Source organism: Nostoc sp. (assembly GCF_036919495.1).
Classification (GTDB): Bacteria; Cyanobacteriota; Cyanobacteriia; order Cyanobacteriales; family Nostocaceae; genus Nostoc.
This window is the reverse complement of record NZ_JBALBZ010000150.1, coordinates 118,081-137,748: the sequence shown is the minus strand read 5'-3', so window position 1 is coordinate 137,748 and position 19,668 is coordinate 118,081. Positions and strand designations below refer to the sequence as shown.

The following is a 19,668-nucleotide window of genomic DNA, read 5'->3' as shown; positions in this document are numbered from 1 at the left end:
AGGTAAACGGGTTCGTTGAAGTTAGATTATTGGAGTGCTAGGGAAATGGGCGAAACTTGCTGCGGTGATCGAGAGGAGCAAAGACAAGTCTCAGAGGAAAAGCGAGAGTCTGCTGAAGATAGCAGGCTCTCACAAGAGAACGAGCGAGAGTCTGCTGAAGATGTCAGGTTCTCACAAGAGGAACAGCGACAGCTTGCTGAAGAAATGAGAAATTCTACCGAAGAAATGCGGCAGATTGCTGAAGAAATGCGGCAAATTGCTGAAGAAGTGCGACTAGGTAAAGAAGAACTCCGAGAAGCTAAAGAGGAAGCACGCCAAGCCAAAGAGGAACTCCGACAAGCTAAAGAGGAACTCCAACAAGCTAAAGAGGAAGTGCAGCGTCTAGCGAATTCGGGTAGTGTTAAGGATTGAAATGGATATTTATCAACTTGCCATTCGTCCGCTTTTGTTCAATGTGCTAAAAGCCGATTCAGAGTGGTTACACCAGCAGACGATTCGGAGTTTTAGCTGGCTATCGCAAACTCCAGCTAGTTGGGTAAACCAACGCTTACAAAAATCCTTGTGTCTGTACGATTCACGCCTAGAACAAAATTTGTTTGGGCTAAACTTCCCAAATCCGGTAGGGTTAGCAGCTGGGTTTGATAAGGATGGAGTAGCTGCTAACATTTGGTCTAACCTGGGTTTTGGCTATGCAGAATTAGGAACTGTAACTTTTCACCAACAGCCAGGAAATCCGCCTCCTCGTTTGTTTCGCTTGCCGTTAGACAAAGCTGCTCTCAATCGGATGGGCTTTAATAATCGCGGTGCAGCAGCAATGGCGGCACGTTTGACACAGGAAAAGCAGAAGTTAACCCAGTCAATACCCATAGGGATAAATTTGGGTAAATCGAAGGTAACTCCTCTAGAAGCAGCCGCACAGGATTATCTCGATAGTTTTCGCTTACTGAAGGATTTGGGAGATTATTTTGTTGTTAATGTCTCTTCTCCCAATACACCAGGGTTGCGATCGCTCCAAGATGCTTCTATGCTCAGTGCGATATTGAATTTATTGCAACAAGAAAATAATACACAAAAACCTATTTTTGTCAAGATAGCGCCAGATTTATCATGGGAAGCGATCGCTGACATTATTTCTTTGGCTAAAACCTACCAACTGGCAGGAATTATCGCGACTAATACCACCATCAGCCGTGATGGACTCAAAACCCAGGTGATTGACCAAACAGGCAAATCACCCCAGGCTGAAGCTGGCGGAATTAGTGGTGAACCATTGCGCGATCGCTCCACTGAGGTAATTCGTTTTATTTGGCAGCAAACCCAAGGACAAATCCCGATTATTGGCGTTGGTGGCATCTTTTCTGCTGAAGATGCTTGGGAGAAAATTACTGCTGGTGCTAGCTTAATCCAGGTTTATACAGGCTGGATTTACGAAGGCCCATTGATGGTACGCCAGATTCTAGTAGGTTTGCTTTCCAAACTAGAACAAAGCGGCTTAAATTCCATCAATGAAGCTGTGGGTTTACAAACAAAAATTCCAAAATTCTAATTACGAATTACGAATTACGAATTGTTTTACCCTTCTTCCTCCACTGGGAAAAACTCCTTAGTTTTTTCCGAGTATGACCAGGCAATACCATCAGGGTCTTTGCTGCGACTCCATTCAGGAAACTCTGGATCGTTTCGCCGTTTATAAACCGTGCTGGAATAGACATTTAGCCGTTTGGCAAGTTCAGATTGAATGAGAGAGCCAAAAATTAACTGTTTTTCCAGCGATTGTTTAGCTGACTCATGGGTTGGCTGTGGTGGTGATTCAGTTTCTGGTTCCTCCTGTGGGATTGGTGGTGGTGCTAAGAGCGATCGCGCAGTTTTAGTAACTGGTTGAGTAGGAAGTTCTTTAACAGGCTCACTACTATCAAGAATATTACCGAGAATGCTGGCAGTTATAAAGTAATAAGACTGCCCCGCATCTTCGGAGTTCACTATACTAGCGCCAAATTCCGAGGCCTTACTATCCAAGTAGCGTTTTGCCGTCGTTCCAGGAAAATTGCCCCTTATTGCCAAGTCCATTGGCGTAAGTCTGCCTTGATTTTCCCGAACCAACTGATGAAAAATTGGGTTAACTCGATGAGTCCACTGTTGCCATTGATATTCCTGCCAAAGCTTGAAGCCAATTACCAACACAATTAGCGCTAGTAAAAATCTCCAAGTGGTAACTAGGAAAATAATCAAGAACGAGATGGGCAAAAGTAGAACGAGAAAAGCCTTGCCGTTATCTTCTATGGGTTTCTCACTCATGCCGATTTTTGCCAAGTGAATTTTGGGAAATAATACTATCTATATTGGCAAAAATTAGGACACTTTTTTGTATCTTTTGGCAAAGTTTTGGCAAATTTGCCGGCAAAACCTTTACTTTGTGGGTGTTATAACCTTTTGAATCTGCAACTTCTCACTACGCACAAAAGTTTTTTACCAGAGAAAATTAGAGGGTTCTTGACTCAACCAAGAACTCTATAAAATAACTTACCAACCCCTTGACAACGCATAATACATATACTACATTAGTAATACAAGTCAACTTTAGTTGATATGTGGTGGGTAGCTCAGTGGTTAGAGCGCCTAAACATCCTTATTCAGCCCTTGCCTGAAAAGGCCGACGAATTGAGGGTTATCGCCTGCCAAGCGGGAGGTCGCGGGTTCAACTCCCGCTCCACTACACCAATTAATTTTAGATTCTAAATTCCATCAAAAATCCAAAATCTAAAATCCAAAATTTTCATGTGGCGGGTAGCTCAGAGGTAGAGCGCTAAACATCCTTGTTCACCCCTTGCCTGAAAAGGCCGACGAATTAGGGTTATCGATTAGGGTTCGAGAGGTCGCGGGTTCAAATCCCGCTCCGCCACCTTTCATTTTGCCTGCAAGGGCCGGGAGATGAAGTCATGAACTACAACTTTTTTACTAACAAGAAAACAACTACACCACAAAATCAACCTATCCCCGGTCGGGAAGCAGAGATGATTCAGGGACGTTCCGGCGGCTGGATGTTTGATGCTGGCATTTGGAAAATGCTGCGTCGCTGTCTGTTGGTTGGCACAGCAAAAAGCGCTTACTACGCTGGTAAACAGGAATTAACTGAAGATTTTGTGGCAGTTGTTAGACAAGCTGTTGCTGAAAATCCCGGTCGTGCGGCAGAAGAAATTCTATATGCTAGTGATGGACGCGCCATCAATAACAGTGCGCCAATATTAGCTTTGGTGCTGCTGTCGATGGGTGAAACACCAGAAGCAAAACAGGCGTTTGGTGAAATCTTCCCGCATGTTGTCCGCACTGGTAGCCACTTCTACGAATGGTTGAACTACACCAAATCTCTGCGGGGATTTGGCAAAGTAGTGCGGGAAGCTGGTAAAACTTGGCTCTCGCGGGAAGATGTCAAGGGTTTGGCTTATCAACTGTTGAAATATCAACAGCGTCAAGGCTTCTCGCACCGAGATGCGTTGCGGTTGTTCCATGTCAAACCGCCTACAGAAAATCACCGTCAACTATTTGAGTGGGTAGTTAGAGGCTGGGAAGAATTGCCAGCAGACATCCCCTCAGAGGCATTGGCGCAGATTTGGTGGTATGAGTGGCTCAAACGGAATCCCACCCAAACCCATGAAGCTATTTCCCAAGGACGCTTAACCCACGAAATGGCTGCACCAGTGGGCAAAATGGATAAGCTTGCTTGGCAGCTGGTATTTCAGGAAATGCCAATAGGTGCAATGTTACGTAACTTGGGTTCTTTAACTGAACTGGGTGTATTACGAGCTGATGAAAATGCTAATTTGCTGCAAGTGGAAGCAGTTCTTAATCGCAGAGAACATCTGCGTAAAGGTCGCATCCATCCAATTGATGTTTTGAAAGCACTCAAAACTTATAAATCTGGTGGAACATTAGGACGCAGTAAGAAGACTTGGAACCCAGTTCCTCGGATTGTGGACATTTTAGAAAAGGCGGTTGAACTGTCTTTTGATGTTGTGCAACCCACAGGTAAGGTGTTCATGCACGCCGTAGACGTTTCTGGTTCTATGGGTAGCTTGGTTGCAGATATGGGGCTAACTTCTTGTGAAATTGCCACCACAATGGCACTGGTGACAGCAAAAGCAGAGAAAAACTACATGATTCGCGGCTTTGCTACCGAATTTCGTGAATTAGATATTACCGCCAAAGATAGTTTTAGTTCTGCGGTTCGCAAAGCTAGCAACCAAAACTTTGGTGGAACCGATGCATCTGTAGCTTACGACTGGATGATTAAGAATAAGTTTAAAGCAGATGTAGTCTGCTTTTGGACTGACTCGGAAAGCTGGGCGGGAAATAAGCATCCTAGTCAAGCGTTGAAGAAGTACCGGAAAAAGGTAAATCCTGACGTTAAGGCGGTGTATGTCACCTTGACACCTTACCAGATTACTTTAGTAGATCCTGAAGATTCGCTGTCTTGGGATTTGGCAGGGTTCGACCCAGGTACACCTCGGATCATCCAGATGCTGGCTATGGGTGAATTGTAGATATTACTGAAGGGTAAAGGATGACAGACTTTATCCTTCATACTTCATGGCGGGTTATCTTTGTTCGCAACTTGCCTTTTGGGGCCGAAGAATTTAAGGTTATCGGTTACGTCTCCACCATTGTGGGGATTAGCGGGTTCAATCCCCGCACCCGCCTTTGTTTGATTTTTACCTCACGCAAAGAAGAAGGCGATTTAATTTTTTAATGGTCGTTTTTCTATTTCAGCGATGGGTAAGAGTAGAGTGTCTTCGATGTGCGTAGGCGCAGCCCAATACTGCTCGGTTAAGGAAAGAAAGTAGGCTGAACCCCTTGAAATATCGTTGTCTATAATGCCCAAAAGAGGCTTAACCGAGCAGTATTGAGGCGCAGCCCGTCGTAGACATCGCATTTTTCGAACTTCCCAGTTAAAATTATACTAATTAAATTAAAAATCTTGCTATAAATGTGCTGCAAGATTTTTCACTTATTTCTAGACTATGAATTGCTTGTTTTACTTCCTTTATTTGTTGTTCAAATGACAGCTTATTTAGCATTTTTAGGGACTGCTTTAAGTTTACTTTGCTCTCCTCAAGAGCTTCTTTACTTTCGTTAATTTTTATAATCTGATGTAAAAATAATCCAAGCTCATGTAAACTTATTCCCCTATAATAATGACAACAAGCTAAAGATAAAAGTACGTTAATAATTAATTTATCTTCTTTAACTCTAGTTGCAATGACTAAAGCTGTTTGAAGAAAATCTTGGCTTACTTGAAAACTTCTTTGGCAGTATTCAAATTCTTTCTTACTTTCTATAGGCTTTCCTTCTTTTTCGTCAATTATTCCTAATCTGTGTGTAGTTAATGCAAATTTATAAAGTACTATACCTAAATTACTATAACAATCAATATATTCAAAAATCATATTTCTGATAGCTTGAAAAAAAACATTGTCTAATAAGTTTGGCTCTTGTCTTAATTCCTCAAAGCAATCTGCTCCATAAAACTCCATAGAATGATAAACAACTTCTAAGGCAATAGTTTCCTGTTTAGTAAGTTCTTGTTTTATTACTATTTCTGCATTTTCTATATTTAGATACATTTGATCTTGAGTATCATTCACTTGCGTGCAAGTATTTCAACTCTTGTAGCCAATAACCTTGAAAACTTTTAAGCTTGATTAAGTCGGGTTCATGCAGTAACTCACAGCTTGTGATCAGGGTGACTGACTGCACACTTTGATGAGCTAGCACTGTTAATATTTCTATATAGTTACTATTATGTGGTTCTCTGAATTCGCCATTTCTCAAAGCAAATTCAAGATTATGAATTAACACACCGATTCTTTGTTCTTGGAGTTTGCTTTTCAATTGCTCCATCATAGTGATAAAATCTTGTTCTGGATTCTCTTTAAAATGATATCTAAGCTTGACTCTAACCAAATCTTCTAATGAGTTCAGGTTTTGGGATGTACTTCCTACACGCAGTTCAAGATATTCTAAACCTTGAAGCTCAAACCAATTTGTAGCTAAGGTGGTTTTACCTATACCGCCCTCTGCGTGAATTAAAATAACTTTTGCGCCTTCGTTAACAAGGTTGTTGAGGTGTGCGATCGCATCCTCACGCCCCACAAAATCATAATTTTCAGATATCGTTTTCTCTTCACTGTAATTTTCATTTTGTGTTAACTCTGAAGTATTTTGATTTAATAACTCAGGCTTGTACTTAGCAAATAGAGCAATTAACTCTGGAAGCTTTGAACGGCGTTCGTCTGAAAATTCATTATTTAAGCCAAATAACTTACAAATTTCCTCACGATGTTTTCTGACAGTTGATTTCTGAATGTGCAGGAATTTGGCGATCGCTTCATCTTTTTCGTTAGCCAGTACTTTCAGCAGCACCTCTCGCCGTCTTTCAGTTAAGCGATTAAATACTGCATTGAAATGTTGTTGATTCATAACTCTTAGCGCATCACAACCACAGTACACATCTGTGTACTCGATATAGTCACAAAATAGTCACAAAGACTCACAGCATGTGTATTACTTGTGTACTAGGCTAACGCAAAAGTTGATGTAGTAATTCACTACTCGCAACTTATGAAATCTACCTACATCAACGGAAGATGCTACTACAAAGGCAATAGTGGCGTTCTTCTTCCTGCTGTCACCACTGTTTTAAAAACGACACAGCCACCGGAGTCTCTAGCCGCCCTTTCCTATTGGCGTAATAAAGTTGGCGATGCAGAAGCAAATCGAATTGCTGCTAACAGCCGTCGCCGAGGAAATGCTTTGCACCAATTGATTAAAGAACACCTGCAAGGTTACTTGCCCAAACCTGACAACAGCCTGATTCAGCCTTACTGGGATAGTGTTCAATCTGTGCTAAACCAACTTAGTGATATTCAACTTGTTGAAGAAGCCGTGCCTAACTATAAAGAACTTTATGCCGGAAAAGTTGATTTAGTTGCTCGTTATCAAGGCGTTCCACATTTAATTGAATGGACTACAGCCGAGGAACCAAAACTGAGATTTGATAAGCTTTATGACAAGCCTTTACAACTAGCTGCTTATGGTGGTGCGATAAATCGGTATTATAGCGATCACCTTTTTAACTGCAAAATTAACCATGCTCTTATCGTTGTAGCCTTGCCAGGTGAAGAAGCAGAGATTTTTGAATTTGACCGTGCAAGGCTAATTCATGTCTGGCATCAATGGCTTAATCGGCTGAATTTCTTCTTCCGTGCAGCTGCTGCGTAGAAGTGCGATCGCATACCCACCTGAAGCAATGTCTACGACAGACTACGCCTATGCAAACATCTATCCCTTGTAGAATAGACAAAATACTTCTTTGACAACATAATGTAATATAACTTAGTAAGAATCGAGCGATGCCTACTGCGGGCTGCGCCTACGCTGTTCCTTTTGGATGTAATTGCTATTAATCTGGCAATGTGCTAGATATCAGCCTGGTTTCATTCCAAATTGTCCACCCAAAGACAGTAGATTAAGTTTTGTGTAAATCACTATAAGGGATGAAATAGCTCTGCTTTCCAAAAAGTCAAAAAGGAACAGATTTTTATGACATTTGATTACGATTTGTTTGTCATTGGTGCTGGGCCTGGGGGATTGGCAGCAGCTAAAAAAGCAGCTAGTTACGGTGTACGTGTGGCTGTTGCTGAACAAGAATCCGTCGGTGGGACTTGTGTAAATCGCGGCTGCGTTCCGAAAAAACTGATTGTCTACGCAGCTGACTTCGCCTTGCAAAATCAAATAGCGCACAGTTATGGGTGGAGTGACTGCCAAACATACTTTGACTGGACATTATTTATTAAGTCAGTACATCAGCATATTGACACTATTAACCAGTCTTATTTTCAGCAATTGCAAAAAGCTGGAATTGAATTAATTTCTCAACATGTCACTTTCATCGATACCCACACGATCAATATTGATGGACGCAAAGTTACAGCCGACAAAATTTTAATTGCTGTGGGAGGGCAACCCCTCAGGCCCAACATCCCAGGTATAGAATACGCTATCACATCCCGCGAGATGTTTCAGCTACCCTATCTGCCGAAACGTTTAGCAATTATTGGCGGTGGCTACATTGGCGTAGAATTTTCCAGCATGATGCACGCTTTCGGCTGCGAAGTGACGGTAATTGAAAGAGACGGGATGATTTTATCGGGGTTTGATGATGACATTTGCTCTGCTGTACAACAGGGTTTGATTAAACGCGGAATTAAGTTATTCACCAACAGCACTGGTGATGAAATAAAATTCTCAGAAGAAGGTTTCTTGTTGACTATTACTGGTGAGAACCAAGAGATAATTACAGCAGATACCATCTTAGTTGCCACAGGTTACGCTCCAAATACCAAGAATCTTGGTTTGGAAAATGCCCATGTTGAACTTGGCGAAGATGGTGCAATCAAAGTAGATGAATACAGCCGCACCAATCAAGAAAATATTTTTGCTGTGGGTGATTGCACCAGCCGCGTGCAATTGACCCCAGTGGCTAAGGCAGAAGGTATTGCCTTTGCAGATACAGTTTTTGGCAACAAGGCGCAAAAACTAAATTATGATTATGTACCCACTGCTGTTTTTTGCCGTCCAGAAGCGGCTAGTGTGGGAATGACAGAGGCGAAAGCACGGGAAAAATTTGGTGAATCTGTACAATGCTACCGCACCCAGTTCCAACCACTGTTGTATCGGTTAATCGAACAGGATGAGCCAACCATAATAAAGTTAGTGTTAAATGGTGATTCTGGGCAAGTTTTGGGCGCTCACATGGTGGGTGAACATGCAGCAGATATCATTCAAAGTCTGGGTGTGGCAATTCGCAAAGGCATCACTAAAGAAGATTTGGATGAAACTATAGGCATTCATCCCACGACAGGAGAAGAATTTTTGTCGTTAAATTAAAAAAATTATATACAGAACTGAGTAATGTCGGCTTAATTACTTATTAAACCCGAATAACCCCACCCCGTCCCTAAGAGCAGGCGAAGTGGGGTTATTTACTCCTCGCCAAAGTCGGGAAGGAGTTTTTTGGCTGATCCTAAAAACAAGGTGTGGTGCTTGTATTATAAGCAGTTTGACAGATACAATCTCAAACTTTCTGTGCGGATACTTCCTCTGGCTTTTCTTGCCTTTGCAACGCAGAATACAGCCTATTGAGCGCATTTAGATAAGCTTGCGCTGATGCCACGATGATATCTGTATTCGCTGCATGACCAGAAAAAACTTTAGATTCATAACGTAAACGAATCGTTACTTCTCCAATAGCATCAATACCGGCTGTTACTGACTGCACAGAAAACTCAATCAACTCATTGGGCACATTCACCACCCGGTTGATAGCTTTGTAAACTGCATCCACTGGCCCAGTACCGATCGCAGCATCGGTTAATTCTTCACCGTCTGGGGTGCGGAGGGTGACTGTAGCGGTGGGGCGGGCGTTGCTACCACAGGAAACTTGCACTAACTCTACTCGAAACAAATCGGGTGCTTGTTGGATTTCATCGTTAACGATCGCTTCCAAATCCCAATCAGAAATATCTTTCTTTTTATCTGCTACTTCTTTGAATCTGACGAATGCTTTATTTAACTCAGTATCTGACAGTTCAAAGCCCAATTCTTTCAACCGAGTGCGGAAAGCATTTCTACCTGAATGTTTGCCCAAAACTATTTGATTGTCTGTTAAGCCAATCAATTGGGCATCCATAATTTCGTAGGTGAGCTTATTTTTTAGCACACCATCTTGGTGAATTCCAGACTCATGAGCAAAGGCATTCGCCCCCACGATCGCTTTATTTGGTTGTACCAGCATTCCCGTCAAATTGGAAACTAAGCGTGAGGTTTTGTAAATTTGCCGAGTGTCGATATTTGTCAGGGATTCTTGAGATTCTTCTGGTCTTCCCAAAAAGGGATTAAAATATTGCCGTCGCACATGCAACGCCATCACTAATTCTTCTAGTGATGCATTTCCGGCACGTTCGCCAATGCCATTGATGGTACATTCTAGTTGGCGTGCGCCATTTTTCACGGCTTCTAAGAAGTTAGCTACTGCCAAACCTAAATCATTATGACCGTGAACGGAAATAATCGCTTGGTCGATGTTAGGGACATTTTCGATAATCCCCTTAATGATTGCTCCAAACTCACTAGGGGTTGTATAACCGACAGTATCAGGAATGTTAACTGTTGTTGCACCAGCTGCGATCGTTCGCTCTAACACTTGGTAAAGAAATTCTGGATCGGAACGAGCCGCATCCATCGGTGAAAATTCTACATCTGTGACGAAGGACTTGGCATAAGCTACCATTTCTTCTGCGATCACTAGCACTTCTGCCCGTGACTTCCGCAACTGATACTCTAAATGTATGTCAGAAGTGGAAATAAATGTGTGAATTCTGGCGTTAACTGCTGGTTTTAATGCTTCTGCGGCTGCTTCAATATCTGCTTTAATCGCTCTTGCCAAACTGCAAATTACCGGGCCATTTTCTGTCCCGACAATTTTGGCAATCTTGCTGACTGCTTCAAAATCTCCGGGACTCGCAAAGGCAAAGCCTGCCTCAATTATATCCACACCCAGACGTGCCAGTTGCTTGGCAATAACTAGCTTCTCGTCTATATTCAGAGTTGCTCCTGGACACTGCTCTCCATCTCGCAGTGTAGTATCAAAAATGATGATTCGGTCTGTTTTATTTGTCATTTGCGTTTTGTTGTTTAATTTTTACTTGTGTATCAAAATATCTTCAACCTTAGTTTTTCTTTTACTCTTACTTTTGTAAATAATTGCTAAGACTACTAACCTTCTGTTTTTTCTATTTGATCTCTGATATCATTTAAATCTATATATCTGTCAGTAGCATTTCGTAGTTCTCTAGCGATCATTCCTTCTGTCGATACTACTGTAATATGTGTATTTTTTGAACGTAATAGTTCGATTGCTCTTTCGAAATCTCCATCGCCACTGAATAATACTACTCGGTCATACTGGTCTACTGTATTAAACATATCTACAACAATTTCAATATCTAAATTCGCTTTTTGCGAGTAACGACCAGAGGTATCATCATAATATTCTTTAAGAATTTTAGTTCTAACTGTATATCCTAGACTAATTAGAGCATCTCTAAAACCTCGCTGATCTTGGGGGTCTTTTAAGCCAGTGTACCAGAATGCATTAATTAATGTTGTTTCTGATTGCTCATGTTTGAAGTATTCTAAAACTCGCCGAGGGTCAAAAAACCAACCATTTTTTTGTTGAGCATAGAACATATTGTTTCCGTCTACAAAAATAGACAGACGATTCATTGGAGAACCCATACAAATTTACACCTAATAATATATATGAATTTAGATGGAACAATAGATTATAGCAATTTTCAAATGCCTTGTTTGCTAATATCTATAAACTAACTCTTCATCTGGAGCTTTTATCCTACCTCTTTCAAGGCATAAAAACGCCTGCAACATTGGAGTTGAGATACTGGGTGCTAAACCTTATTCACCTCCGGCACTGCAAGAGCTACCCTACGATCAAAATCTACCAATAAAATTGAACTAGTAACAGCATTCATAACTGTATAACACTAAATTTTACTCCTAAAGAGGTATGGTATAGGCTTAGGCTAGGATATAGGTTGATGCCTATCTATAGGTTTAGCTTTCAGTATAAGGATACGCTTTATGGGGAGTATCAATATTGCGCCAAAGACAGAAGACAACCTTGGGACAGCTTCTGGTAAAACCCCAGTTAAGAACATACTTGTTAGTTAGGGTAAAATCTCGCCCCAACTAACTACAGAGACGAAGTATATCCGGCTATAATCTGTGAGACAATCACTAGTTGTAACTAACTCAACAGAAAAATAATAATTTAGGCAGTACCTGAGTAGGAATCTCTTGGGGGCTACCTTTGCCAATAAAAGTTTGTTGATGAATAGAAGATACTTTACAAATGTATAAGATTGTCATTTAAGTCTTATTTCAATGTGCTTGTACTAAAACGTGGTCTGAATAAATAAAAGTGTTGGACTTAAATCAATCAGTAACACGATATGGCAGAAGAACCTACATCTACCTTAACTAAAAACTATGTCTCTACTGCCAATAGACTGTCAAGTAAACCGACAAAGGTAACGTCAACAGCATCGGCTCGTCAGTCTAGGTGGATGATTCTTTTAGGTCATCTCCTCGCTGGCGGTTGGGCAGTAGGTGCAGCAGTGCTGAGTACTTCTGGTGGGGAATTGGTTCAATTGATGGAAAATAAGGCGCTTTCTGCCTTTTTTCAAGTGCGTGGGCCGATTTTGCCTCCAGAAGACGTCGTAATTTTAGCAATAGACGATCAGTCAATATCAGTTCCCGAACAGTACTATAAAACAAATCCAAAACAGTATGCCTACTTAGAAACACTGAAATCTTATCCTTATAAACGGGCTGCTTATGCTCAGGTAATCACAAAGTTAATCAAAGCAGGTGTCCGTTCTGTAGCGGTAGATGTCGTTTTTGACACGCCAAGTAGTTATGGAGCTACTGACGATCGCCAACTCCAGGCAGTATTGCAAAAATATGGTAGCAAAGTTACCTTAGCAGCCGTCTACGAAAATTCCCAGACGCACCAAGGGTCTTTTATGCAACTGATTGACCCACAACAGATGTTTCGTACAGGGTCGGTGTCCATTGGCTCAGTGAATTTCCCCTTGGAGACAGATGGTAAAGTTCATCGATTGGCGAGTGAGTTTTCTAAGTTGTTAGCTGAAGATAATTTGATCGAGAAGCTACCCTCTTTTGATGAAGCAGCAATCAGGGCCGCACAGGTAAATTATCCCCGACCAAAGGGCGATCGCATTCATTTTTGGGGGCCTGCGGGTACATTTGATCAAATACCCTTTTGGCATGTACTCGACCCGGAAAACTGGAACACCTATTTGCAGCAAGGAAAGGTCTTCAAAGACAAGATAGTGCTGATTGGTGCAACAGATAAGTTACATAATGATTATTATCCAGTCGCTGGTAGCAACAGCGCTAAACCCATGTCGGGCGTGGAAATTCACGCCAATGCGATCGCAACTTTGATGCAAGGTAAAGCGATCGCCTCAGCATTTAATAGTCTACCGTTACGAGGTTTGTTTGTGCTAATTATAGTTGGCAGTACAGCCTTGATGATTAGCAGACGCAAGCGTACTATCAATAGATTTCTCTATAGCCTCGCCCTGTCTGCTACTTGGGCAGGAATTAGTTATGGGTTTTTTGTCTATAGTCAGTTAATTTTTCCCACTACTGTACCAATGATTGCGATCGCTATGATTGGATTTTCCTACCTGGGAACCTCATTAGTAAGAGAAAGTATTAAAAAACGCCAATTAGTAGACATTTTTCAGAAGTATAAAACTTCCGCCGTTGTCCAAGAGATTATCAGCCAACAAGATGATTTACAAGACCTAATCCAGCAACGAGATTTAGCCTTATCAGGAAAAGTCCTGGCTAGACGCTACAGAATTGTCAAAGTTCTCGGTTCCGGTGGATTTAGTGAAACCTACATTGCCGAAGATACCCAACGTCCTGGCAATCCGCGATGTGTTGTCAAACAACTAAAACCAGCCAACACCAAACCAGAAGCCTTGCAACTTGCCAGACGCTTATTTAACTCAGAGGCGCAAACACTCGAAAAATTAGGAACACACCCTCAAATTCCGCAACTTTTGGCGTATTTTGAAGAAGATGAAGAATTTTATTTAGTACAAGAACAGATCATTGGTCATCCTTTAAATCAAGAATTGCCACCAGGCAGAGCAATTGAGGAAATTGCAGCAATCAGAATTGTCAGAGACTTATTGCAAACATTAACATTTGTCCATAAAAACAATGTGATTCACCGAGATATTAAGCCCAGTAATATCATCCGCCGACACTCAGACGGTAAACTAATCCTGATTGACTTTGGGGCTGTCAAAGAAGTTAGTACAAAACCGCCCGATCATCAAGAGCAAAGCCCCTTCACCATCGGCATTGGTACTCAGGGTTATGCACCAAGCGAGCAATGTTTTGGGCGTCCACACTACAGTAGTGATATCTATGCAGTCGGCATGGTTGGAATTAAAGCCTTAACTGGTATGGCCCCCCGTGAGCTACCTAGAGATGCTGATGGAGAGATAAAATGGATCGATGCCTACGGCGGTAAACTACCCACCCAGGTGAGTCACTCCTTCGCTAAGATTCTCAGTAAAATGGTGCTGGATGACTTCAAACAGCGATATCAGTCTGCATCAGAGGCTCTTGAGGAGCTTAAAGCTTTTGACGATATTTTAAACTTCCCAACCAGGTACCCCATGCTACAGAATGACTCATTAATGAATACTTTAGATGACTTAGGCGCTCCTACAAAATCTTGCTCAGAAGCATCCTCAGAAACTACTTGAGCACTACTAGCATAAAACAAAGACGCAAAAGCACTTTCTGTGCTTCTGCGTCTCTGCATGAGATATTCTCTACTTACACCATCTCAGACGAAGGTTGCACCATCTGCTGGGGCTGCGGTTGGAACATGAACAATGAATACACAACGTCTCGGCGAATGTTAATCATCATATCCAAGAACAATTCGTAACCCTCGCTCTTATACTCAATCAGTGGGTCTTTTTGCCCATAACCACGTAATCCTACCGATTCGCGCAAAGCATCCATTTGTTGCAGGTGTTCCCGCCACAGAGTATCAATGCGTTGCAAGATAAAGAAGCGTTCTGCTTGGCGCATCAGTCCGGGTTGAACTTGGTCAATCTGCGCTTCTTTGAGGTCGTAAGCAATTCGCACCTGTTCATGGAGGAAGGCTTTAATCTCGCTGACTGTCATATCCTCTAATTGATTTGGTTGCAAATCCTCTAACAGATAGACGAATTCTTTAACTTTCTCAACTAGCTTTTCTAACTCCCACTCTTCCGAGGGCAAGTCTACGTTGATGTAGTAGTCAACGATATCATCCATCGTTTTTTCAGCGTACTTGATTACCTGTTCTTTCAAATCTTGACCTTCTAGCACCCGACGGCGTTCAGCGTAAATAGCACGACGCTGATTATTCATCACCTCGTCATACTCAAATACCTGCTTACGGATGTCGTAGTAGTAGGTTTCAACTTTTTTCTGTGCGCCTTCCAAACTGCGGGTGAGCATCCCAGATTCAATGGGCATATCTTCTTCCACTTGGAAAGCATTCATTAACCCAGCAACGCGATCGCCACCAAAAATCCGCAGTAGGTTATCCTCTAAACTGAGGAAGAATCTCGTGGTTCCAGGGTCGCCTTGTCTTCCTGCACGTCCGCGCAACTGGTTATCAATCCGCCGCGATTCGTGGCGTTCTGTACCAATTACGTGTAAACCACCGATTCCCACTACTTCATCATGCTCGCGGGTAGTAAATTGTTCGTATTCCTGCTTAACGCGGTTGTAAGCTTCCCGTAATTTTTGAATCACAGGGTCATCAATAGGAGCTTTTTCTGCGGCTATAGCTACCTTGTCTTCAGCTTCCAATTCCGATAAACTGCGATCGCCATACTCACGCACCGCAATTTCTACTGCATCTTTGAGTAGTTTTTCTGTTTCTTTTGTCAATTGGGTGGGGAAAATTTCTGGCGAAGCCCGCCAAGTTTTGACTTTTTTACCAGGGACAAAGCCTTGACCACCGCCATGTCCTGTAGGCAATCCGGCTGGTCTTTGAACGCCAAAGCTATCTTCATCTTCTGGCATGACAATCCGGGGCATGAAGTATTCCCGCAGCTTCAGACGTGCCATGTATTCGGAGTTCCCACCCAGAATGATATCTGTACCTCTACCAGCCATGTTAGTAGCAATGGTAACAGCACCTTTTCGTCCTGCTTGGGCGACGATTTCCGCCTCACGCTCGACGTTTTCGGGACGGGCATTGAGTAATTCGTGGGGAATCGCCAAGTCCTTCAGCAGTCTACTCAGAAGTTCGGATTTTTCAACACTAGTGGTTCCCACTAATACAGGTCTACCGAGTTCGTGCATTTCGGCACATTCTTTAGCGATCGCACCCCACTTGCCTGGTTCTGTCTTAAAGACCATATCAGACAAATCTTCGCGTCTGCGATCGCGGTTTGTAGGAATTACCGCAACTTCCAATTTGTAAATTTTTTCAAATTCTGGTTCTTCCGTTTTTGCCGTTCCGGTCATTCCACCCAGTTTTGGATACAGCAAGAACAGATTTTGATAAGTAATTGTCGCTAGAGTTTGAGTTTCTGGCTGAATTTCTACGTGTTCTTTAGCTTCGATAGCCTGGTGTAATCCATCACTCCAACGCCGTCCGGGTAGCACCCGACCGGTAAATTCATCTACAATTACGACTTCGCCATTACGGACGATGTAATTTACGTCCTTGAGAAAAAGTTCTTTGGCTTTAATTGCATTGAAAACGAAGTGTGCCCAAGGATCTTCAGGGTCAAATAAATCTGTGACTCCCAAAAGATTTTCGGATTCAGCAAATCCTTCATCAGTCAAAAGCACGTTACGAGCTTTTTCATCCACATCATAATGCTCGTCTTTTTGGAGTGTGAATGCGATTTCGGCTGCTTGCAGATACTTTTCTGTAGGTCTTTCCACCTGCCCAGAAATAATTAGCGGTGTCCGCGCCTCATCAATTAAAATCGAGTCTACCTCGTCAATCACGCAATAATTGAACGGGCGTTGCACCACATCTGCCATTGATGTCGCCATGTTATCCCGCAGGTAGTCAAATCCTACCTCGCTGTTGGTAACATAAGTAATATCGCAATCATAGTTTTTCTGGCGTTCGCTGGGAGTCATGGTTGACTGGATTAGCCCTACACTCAGCCCCAAGAACCGATGCACCTGTCCCATCCATTCAGCATCTCGACGAGCTAAGTAATCGTTCACAGTGACGACGTGTACACCTTTACCAGTAATACCATTTAAATAACTCGGTAAGGTTGCTACAAGCGTTTTACCCTCACCGGTTTTCATTTCGGCAATTTGCCCTACATGCAAAATGATACCGCCAAGGAGTTGAACATCAAAGTGCCGCAAGCCTAAGACTCGCCGTCCTGCTTCCCGGACAACGGCGTAAGCTTCGGGCAATAGGTCATCCAGGGCTTCGCCTTTGGCAAACCGTTGTTTAAACTCGACGGTTTTACCTTTTAACTCCTCATCGGAAAGAACCTTAATTTCTTCCTCTAGAAGGTTAATTTCAGTAACAGAAGGTTGGTATTTTTTAAGCTTACGAGCGTTGGGGTCGCCCAACAAAAGTTTTAGCATGGCAGATTATAGAACTGAATCAAGGGGGATGGGAATTAAAGGTTTGGCATTGATTATAAACATTTAACCCAACCCAACCTTCTTGGTTGTGGATGGGTGTCAAATGAGAATTAACTCAAAAACAGGAGAAAAACGAGGCAATCAGTTAACTAAATGATTGGTTTTAACTCTTATCTGATTATTTAGTCTTTCTTCATAGTATCATTTTGCCCCCAGATGAGGCCAGAGAGGGAGTGGGGAATAGAGTTAGGAGTTATGAATTTTTCAATTCCTCACTCCTGTAGAGACGTGATTAATCGCGTCTCTACTCCTCACTTCCATTCTGCTGTTAGGCGGCGGAAATTGTAATCGCTAGCGCCTTGATGACAACTGACACAGCTGCCAAGCTGCACGGGGCGTGGTAATTTAACTCCTGGATGCAAAGCTTTAAAATAACGTGAGTCATTAAGGCGATATGGTGTTTCTTCGTCGTCTCGCTTAACACGAGAGAAAGTCGAAAGATATTTCCACACCAAGATGCGTGGCGGATCGACTAAAGGCTTTAGTTGTGCGCCGTAGTGCTGCGAGTCTTCCAGAAGATTTTTCCAAGTTTGGGTGGGTAAAACGGCTGGTGGTAAGCCGATGTGGCATGTGGAGCAGTTTTCTAAATACAGTTCTTGTCCTAATTGATACTGTGCAGGCACTACATCAACAGTGCCAATTTCGGCGGTGGGAGTAGCACTTTGGGCATTAGTTGCCAAGGCTAGAAGCCAACCCATAGCTAGGCTCCAGGTTACAATTACTAGAAGTAAACCGAAAAATTGGCGTTTGAATTGGCGTTCGGCGCTTTGTTGTAGTACAAGGGGAGCGCTGTGAAACGGGCGGTTTTCGCGATCGCGGATTTTGCGCTTAACAAAAATTGACATTCCTCACATTCCCAGATATTCAGAAGTGGCGCTTGTGCTAATCATAGGACTTCCCCAGCGTTGTCAGTAGTAATATAGCAATGGCTATTAGCAAGCCCTTCTGCGTCTGCATCTCTCAACATTGCAAGGAAAAATCTCTTAGCAGTTTTAACCTGACTCACTAGGAAAATCAGCCATAATATCTCGGATTTCATTTGCACCAATATCTTCTCAGTCAGATTTGGAATAAATAGTTACTAGCAAAATACTTGTAGGTGATTCAATTTAATAAATTAATCGGTATCCAGCACTCTTACCTTTTTGGATACTATTGTTGCGAACTCTCACCTTCTAAACAATATACACTTCACCAATACCAGGAATGCATAGGCGTAGCCCGCCGTAGGCAACGCCATATTTTCAGTTAATCAAGTTGGGAAAAGCAGCTTTAGTTTGGTCTAGAACTTGTTTAATTTCAGGTTCTGTTAGTAGCATTTTCAAGAGAAAGCAATTAGGTAAAAGCTTAGAAGCAACAGTTATCTTTAAGGAATAGAAACCGATCGCAATAATCGCTCAACAACAGTTCTTGCATTCCGTCCACCTCTAGGAATCAGGCGATGGCAAAGAACATGAGGGACGAGAAATTTCACATCATCGGGAATGGCATAATCACGCCCTAATAGAAAAGCTAGCGCTTGGGTAGCCCGTTGTAATGCTAATGTGCCACGCGGACTAACACCAAGGGCTATTTCCTCATCTTGCCGTGTTACTCGCACCAATTCGAGGATGTACTGTTGCAAGGAGGGTGCCACTTTTACTTGAGAGCAGAGGTAACGCAATTCCTGTACTTCTGCCAAGGTAATACAAGGCTGCAAATCAGCAACCTTCACACCATTTTGGAGATTTTGCAGCATAAGGAGTTCTTCTGCCTCGGAAGGATAGCCCAAACTCAACGACAACATGAATCGATCCATTTGCGCTTCCGGTAGTGGAAAAGTACCTTGATACTCAATAGGGTTTTGAGTGGCAATGACAAAAAAGGGCTGAGGAACTGCACGAGAGACACCATCGACTGTTACCTGATGTTCTTCCATGACTTCTAATAAAGCTGACTGAGTGCGGGGTGTAGCGCGGTTAATTTCGTCAGCTAGGAGGATATTGGTAAAAATTGGGCCAGGAAGATAAGTAAATTCGCCGTTTTTTGGGTTCCAGATGTTAGTGCCAGTAATATCAGTTGGCAGTAAATCGGGGGTACATTGTAGCCGTTGAAACTTACCATCCAGTGAACGAGCTAGAGATTTAGCGAGTAGGGTTTTACCAACACCAGGGACATCTTCTAGCAGGGCATGACCACCACCAAGCAAGGCTACTAGCACTAAGCGTATTGCCTCAGCTTTGCCAACAATGGTAAGAGCCAGATTTTGCGTTAAAGCGTCAATTTTTTCTCTCATGCGGTGCGGGGAGTGGGGAG

Annotated in this window: 15 protein-coding genes and 2 tRNA genes; 9 read left to right on the top strand and 8 right to left on the bottom strand. The window is 42.6% G+C overall.

Annotated features, from left to right (window positions below; translation table 11 throughout):
- Positions 1-15 precede the first annotated feature (15 nt).
- Positions 16-411, top strand: coding sequence for a hypothetical protein (locus V7K25_RS21530; RefSeq protein WP_335160482.1), 396 nt, complete (start codon positions 16-18; stop codon positions 409-411).
- Position 412: 1 nt separating this feature from the next.
- On the top strand, positions 413-1,546 hold the full coding sequence (locus V7K25_RS21525; protein WP_335160481.1) for a quinone-dependent dihydroorotate dehydrogenase: 1,134 nt from the start codon (positions 413-415) through the stop codon (positions 1,544-1,546).
- Positions 1,547-1,572: 26 nt separating this feature from the next.
- Here the strand turns inward: V7K25_RS21525 and V7K25_RS21520 are convergent, their stop codons facing one another.
- A complete protein-coding gene (locus V7K25_RS21520; protein ID WP_335160480.1) occupies positions 1,573-2,295 on the bottom strand; it encodes a hypothetical protein in 723 nt (240 codons plus the stop codon).
- A gap of 293 nt (positions 2,296-2,588) precedes the next feature.
- Between V7K25_RS21520 and V7K25_RS21515 the strand changes: the two genes are divergently transcribed.
- From V7K25_RS21515 to V7K25_RS21500, 4 genes are all read left to right on the top strand, one after another.
- Positions 2,589-2,718: transfer RNA gene (locus tag V7K25_RS21515), tRNA-OTHER, on the top strand.
- A gap of 60 nt (positions 2,719-2,778) precedes the next feature.
- Positions 2,779-2,900 (top strand) — tRNA-OTHER (locus tag V7K25_RS21510).
- Positions 2,901-2,936: 36 nt separating this feature from the next.
- On the top strand, positions 2,937-4,538 hold the full coding sequence (locus V7K25_RS21505; protein WP_335160479.1) for a TROVE domain-containing protein: 1,602 nt from the start codon (positions 2,937-2,939) through the stop codon (positions 4,536-4,538).
- A gap of 20 nt (positions 4,539-4,558) precedes the next feature.
- On the top strand, positions 4,559-4,744 hold the full coding sequence (locus tag V7K25_RS21500) for a hypothetical protein (protein WP_335160478.1): 186 nt from the start codon (positions 4,559-4,561) through the stop codon (positions 4,742-4,744).
- Between the two features lie 214 nt (positions 4,745-4,958).
- Here the strand turns inward: V7K25_RS21500 and V7K25_RS21495 are convergent, their stop codons facing one another.
- Together V7K25_RS21495 and V7K25_RS21490 are read right to left on the bottom strand one after the other, a co-directional pair.
- Entirely contained in the window at positions 4,959-5,639 is a 681-nt protein-coding gene (locus V7K25_RS21495; protein ID WP_335160477.1) for a hypothetical protein, read from the bottom strand.
- Positions 5,632-6,474 carry a LuxR C-terminal-related transcriptional regulator gene (locus V7K25_RS21490; RefSeq protein WP_335160476.1) on the bottom strand — a complete coding sequence of 281 codons (843 nt, stop codon included), beginning with the start codon at positions 6,472-6,474 and terminating at the stop codon, positions 5,632-5,634. The genes V7K25_RS21495 and V7K25_RS21490 overlap by 8 nt, the downstream gene beginning before the upstream one ends.
- A 141-nt stretch (positions 6,475-6,615) precedes the next feature.
- Between V7K25_RS21490 and V7K25_RS21485 the strand changes: the two genes are divergently transcribed.
- Entirely contained in the window at positions 6,616-7,275 is a 660-nt protein-coding gene (locus tag V7K25_RS21485; RefSeq protein ID WP_335160475.1) for an exonuclease, read from the top strand.
- Positions 7,276-7,596: 321 nt separating this feature from the next.
- Positions 7,597-8,943 carry a glutathione-disulfide reductase gene (gorA, locus tag V7K25_RS21480; RefSeq protein ID WP_335160474.1) on the top strand — a complete coding sequence of 449 codons (1,347 nt, stop codon included), beginning with the start codon at positions 7,597-7,599 and terminating at the stop codon, positions 8,941-8,943.
- Between the two features lie 187 nt (positions 8,944-9,130).
- Here gorA and V7K25_RS21475 read toward each other — a convergent pair whose 3' ends face one another.
- Positions 9,131-10,735 (bottom strand): 2-isopropylmalate synthase, encoded by a 1,605-nt coding sequence (locus V7K25_RS21475; protein ID WP_335160473.1) that lies wholly within the window; start codon positions 10,733-10,735, stop codon positions 9,131-9,133.
- A gap of 95 nt (positions 10,736-10,830) precedes the next feature.
- Positions 10,831-11,352 (bottom strand): LabA-like NYN domain-containing protein, encoded by a 522-nt coding sequence (locus tag V7K25_RS21470; RefSeq protein WP_041565194.1) that lies wholly within the window; start codon positions 11,350-11,352, stop codon positions 10,831-10,833.
- Between the two features lie 734 nt (positions 11,353-12,086).
- On the opposite strand from V7K25_RS21470, the gene V7K25_RS21465 reads away from it, so the two are divergent.
- Positions 12,087-14,447 (top strand): serine/threonine-protein kinase, encoded by a 2,361-nt coding sequence (locus V7K25_RS21465; RefSeq protein ID WP_335160472.1) that lies wholly within the window; start codon positions 12,087-12,089, stop codon positions 14,445-14,447.
- A gap of 73 nt (positions 14,448-14,520) precedes the next feature.
- Here the strand turns inward: V7K25_RS21465 and secA are convergent, their stop codons facing one another.
- The 3 genes from secA to V7K25_RS21450 all read right to left on the bottom strand — a co-directional run bounded on the left by secA (position 14,521) and on the right by V7K25_RS21450 (position 19,648).
- On the bottom strand, positions 14,521-17,313 hold the full coding sequence (secA, locus tag V7K25_RS21460; RefSeq protein WP_335160471.1) for a preprotein translocase subunit SecA: 2,793 nt from the start codon (positions 17,311-17,313) through the stop codon (positions 14,521-14,523).
- A gap of 311 nt (positions 17,314-17,624) precedes the next feature.
- Positions 17,625-18,218, bottom strand: a complete 594-nt coding sequence (locus V7K25_RS21455) for a cytochrome C (protein ID WP_335160470.1) — start codon at positions 18,216-18,218, stop codon at positions 17,625-17,627.
- A gap of 521 nt (positions 18,219-18,739) precedes the next feature.
- Complete coding sequence (locus V7K25_RS21450) at positions 18,740-19,648, bottom strand: AAA family ATPase (protein WP_335160503.1); 909 nt, start codon at positions 19,646-19,648, stop codon at positions 18,740-18,742.
- Positions 19,649-19,668 lie beyond the last annotated feature (20 nt).

Excerpts from the sequence above, each read along its gene's own strand:
- secA (WP_335160471.1), bottom strand. The coding sequence starts at position 17,313 with ATGCTAAAACTTTTGTTGGGCGACCCCAACGCTCGTAAGCTTAAAAAA.
- V7K25_RS21455 (WP_335160470.1), bottom strand. The coding sequence starts at position 18,218 with ATGTCAATTTTTGTTAAGCGCAAAATCCGCGATCGCGAAAACCGCCCG.
- V7K25_RS21490 (WP_335160476.1), bottom strand. The coding sequence starts at position 6,474 with ATGAATCAACAACATTTCAATGCAGTATTTAATCGCTTAACTGAAAGA.
- V7K25_RS21485 (WP_335160475.1), top strand. The coding sequence starts at position 6,616 with ATGAAATCTACCTACATCAACGGAAGATGCTACTACAAAGGCAATAGT.
- gorA (WP_335160474.1), top strand. The coding sequence starts at position 7,597 with ATGACATTTGATTACGATTTGTTTGTCATTGGTGCTGGGCCTGGGGGA.
- V7K25_RS21450 (WP_335160503.1), bottom strand. The coding sequence starts at position 19,648 with ATGAGAGAAAAAATTGACGCTTTAACGCAAAATCTGGCTCTTACCATT.
- V7K25_RS21470 (WP_041565194.1), bottom strand. The coding sequence starts at position 11,352 with ATGGGTTCTCCAATGAATCGTCTGTCTATTTTTGTAGACGGAAACAAT.
- V7K25_RS21505 (WP_335160479.1), top strand. The coding sequence starts at position 2,937 with ATGAACTACAACTTTTTTACTAACAAGAAAACAACTACACCACAAAAT.
- V7K25_RS21500 (WP_335160478.1), top strand. The coding sequence starts at position 4,559 with ATGACAGACTTTATCCTTCATACTTCATGGCGGGTTATCTTTGTTCGC.
- V7K25_RS21520 (WP_335160480.1), bottom strand. The coding sequence starts at position 2,295 with ATGAGTGAGAAACCCATAGAAGATAACGGCAAGGCTTTTCTCGTTCTA.
- V7K25_RS21475 (WP_335160473.1), bottom strand. The coding sequence starts at position 10,735 with ATGACAAATAAAACAGACCGAATCATCATTTTTGATACTACACTGCGA.
- V7K25_RS21465 (WP_335160472.1), top strand. The coding sequence starts at position 12,087 with ATGGCAGAAGAACCTACATCTACCTTAACTAAAAACTATGTCTCTACT.
- V7K25_RS21525 (WP_335160481.1), top strand. The coding sequence starts at position 413 with ATGGATATTTATCAACTTGCCATTCGTCCGCTTTTGTTCAATGTGCTA.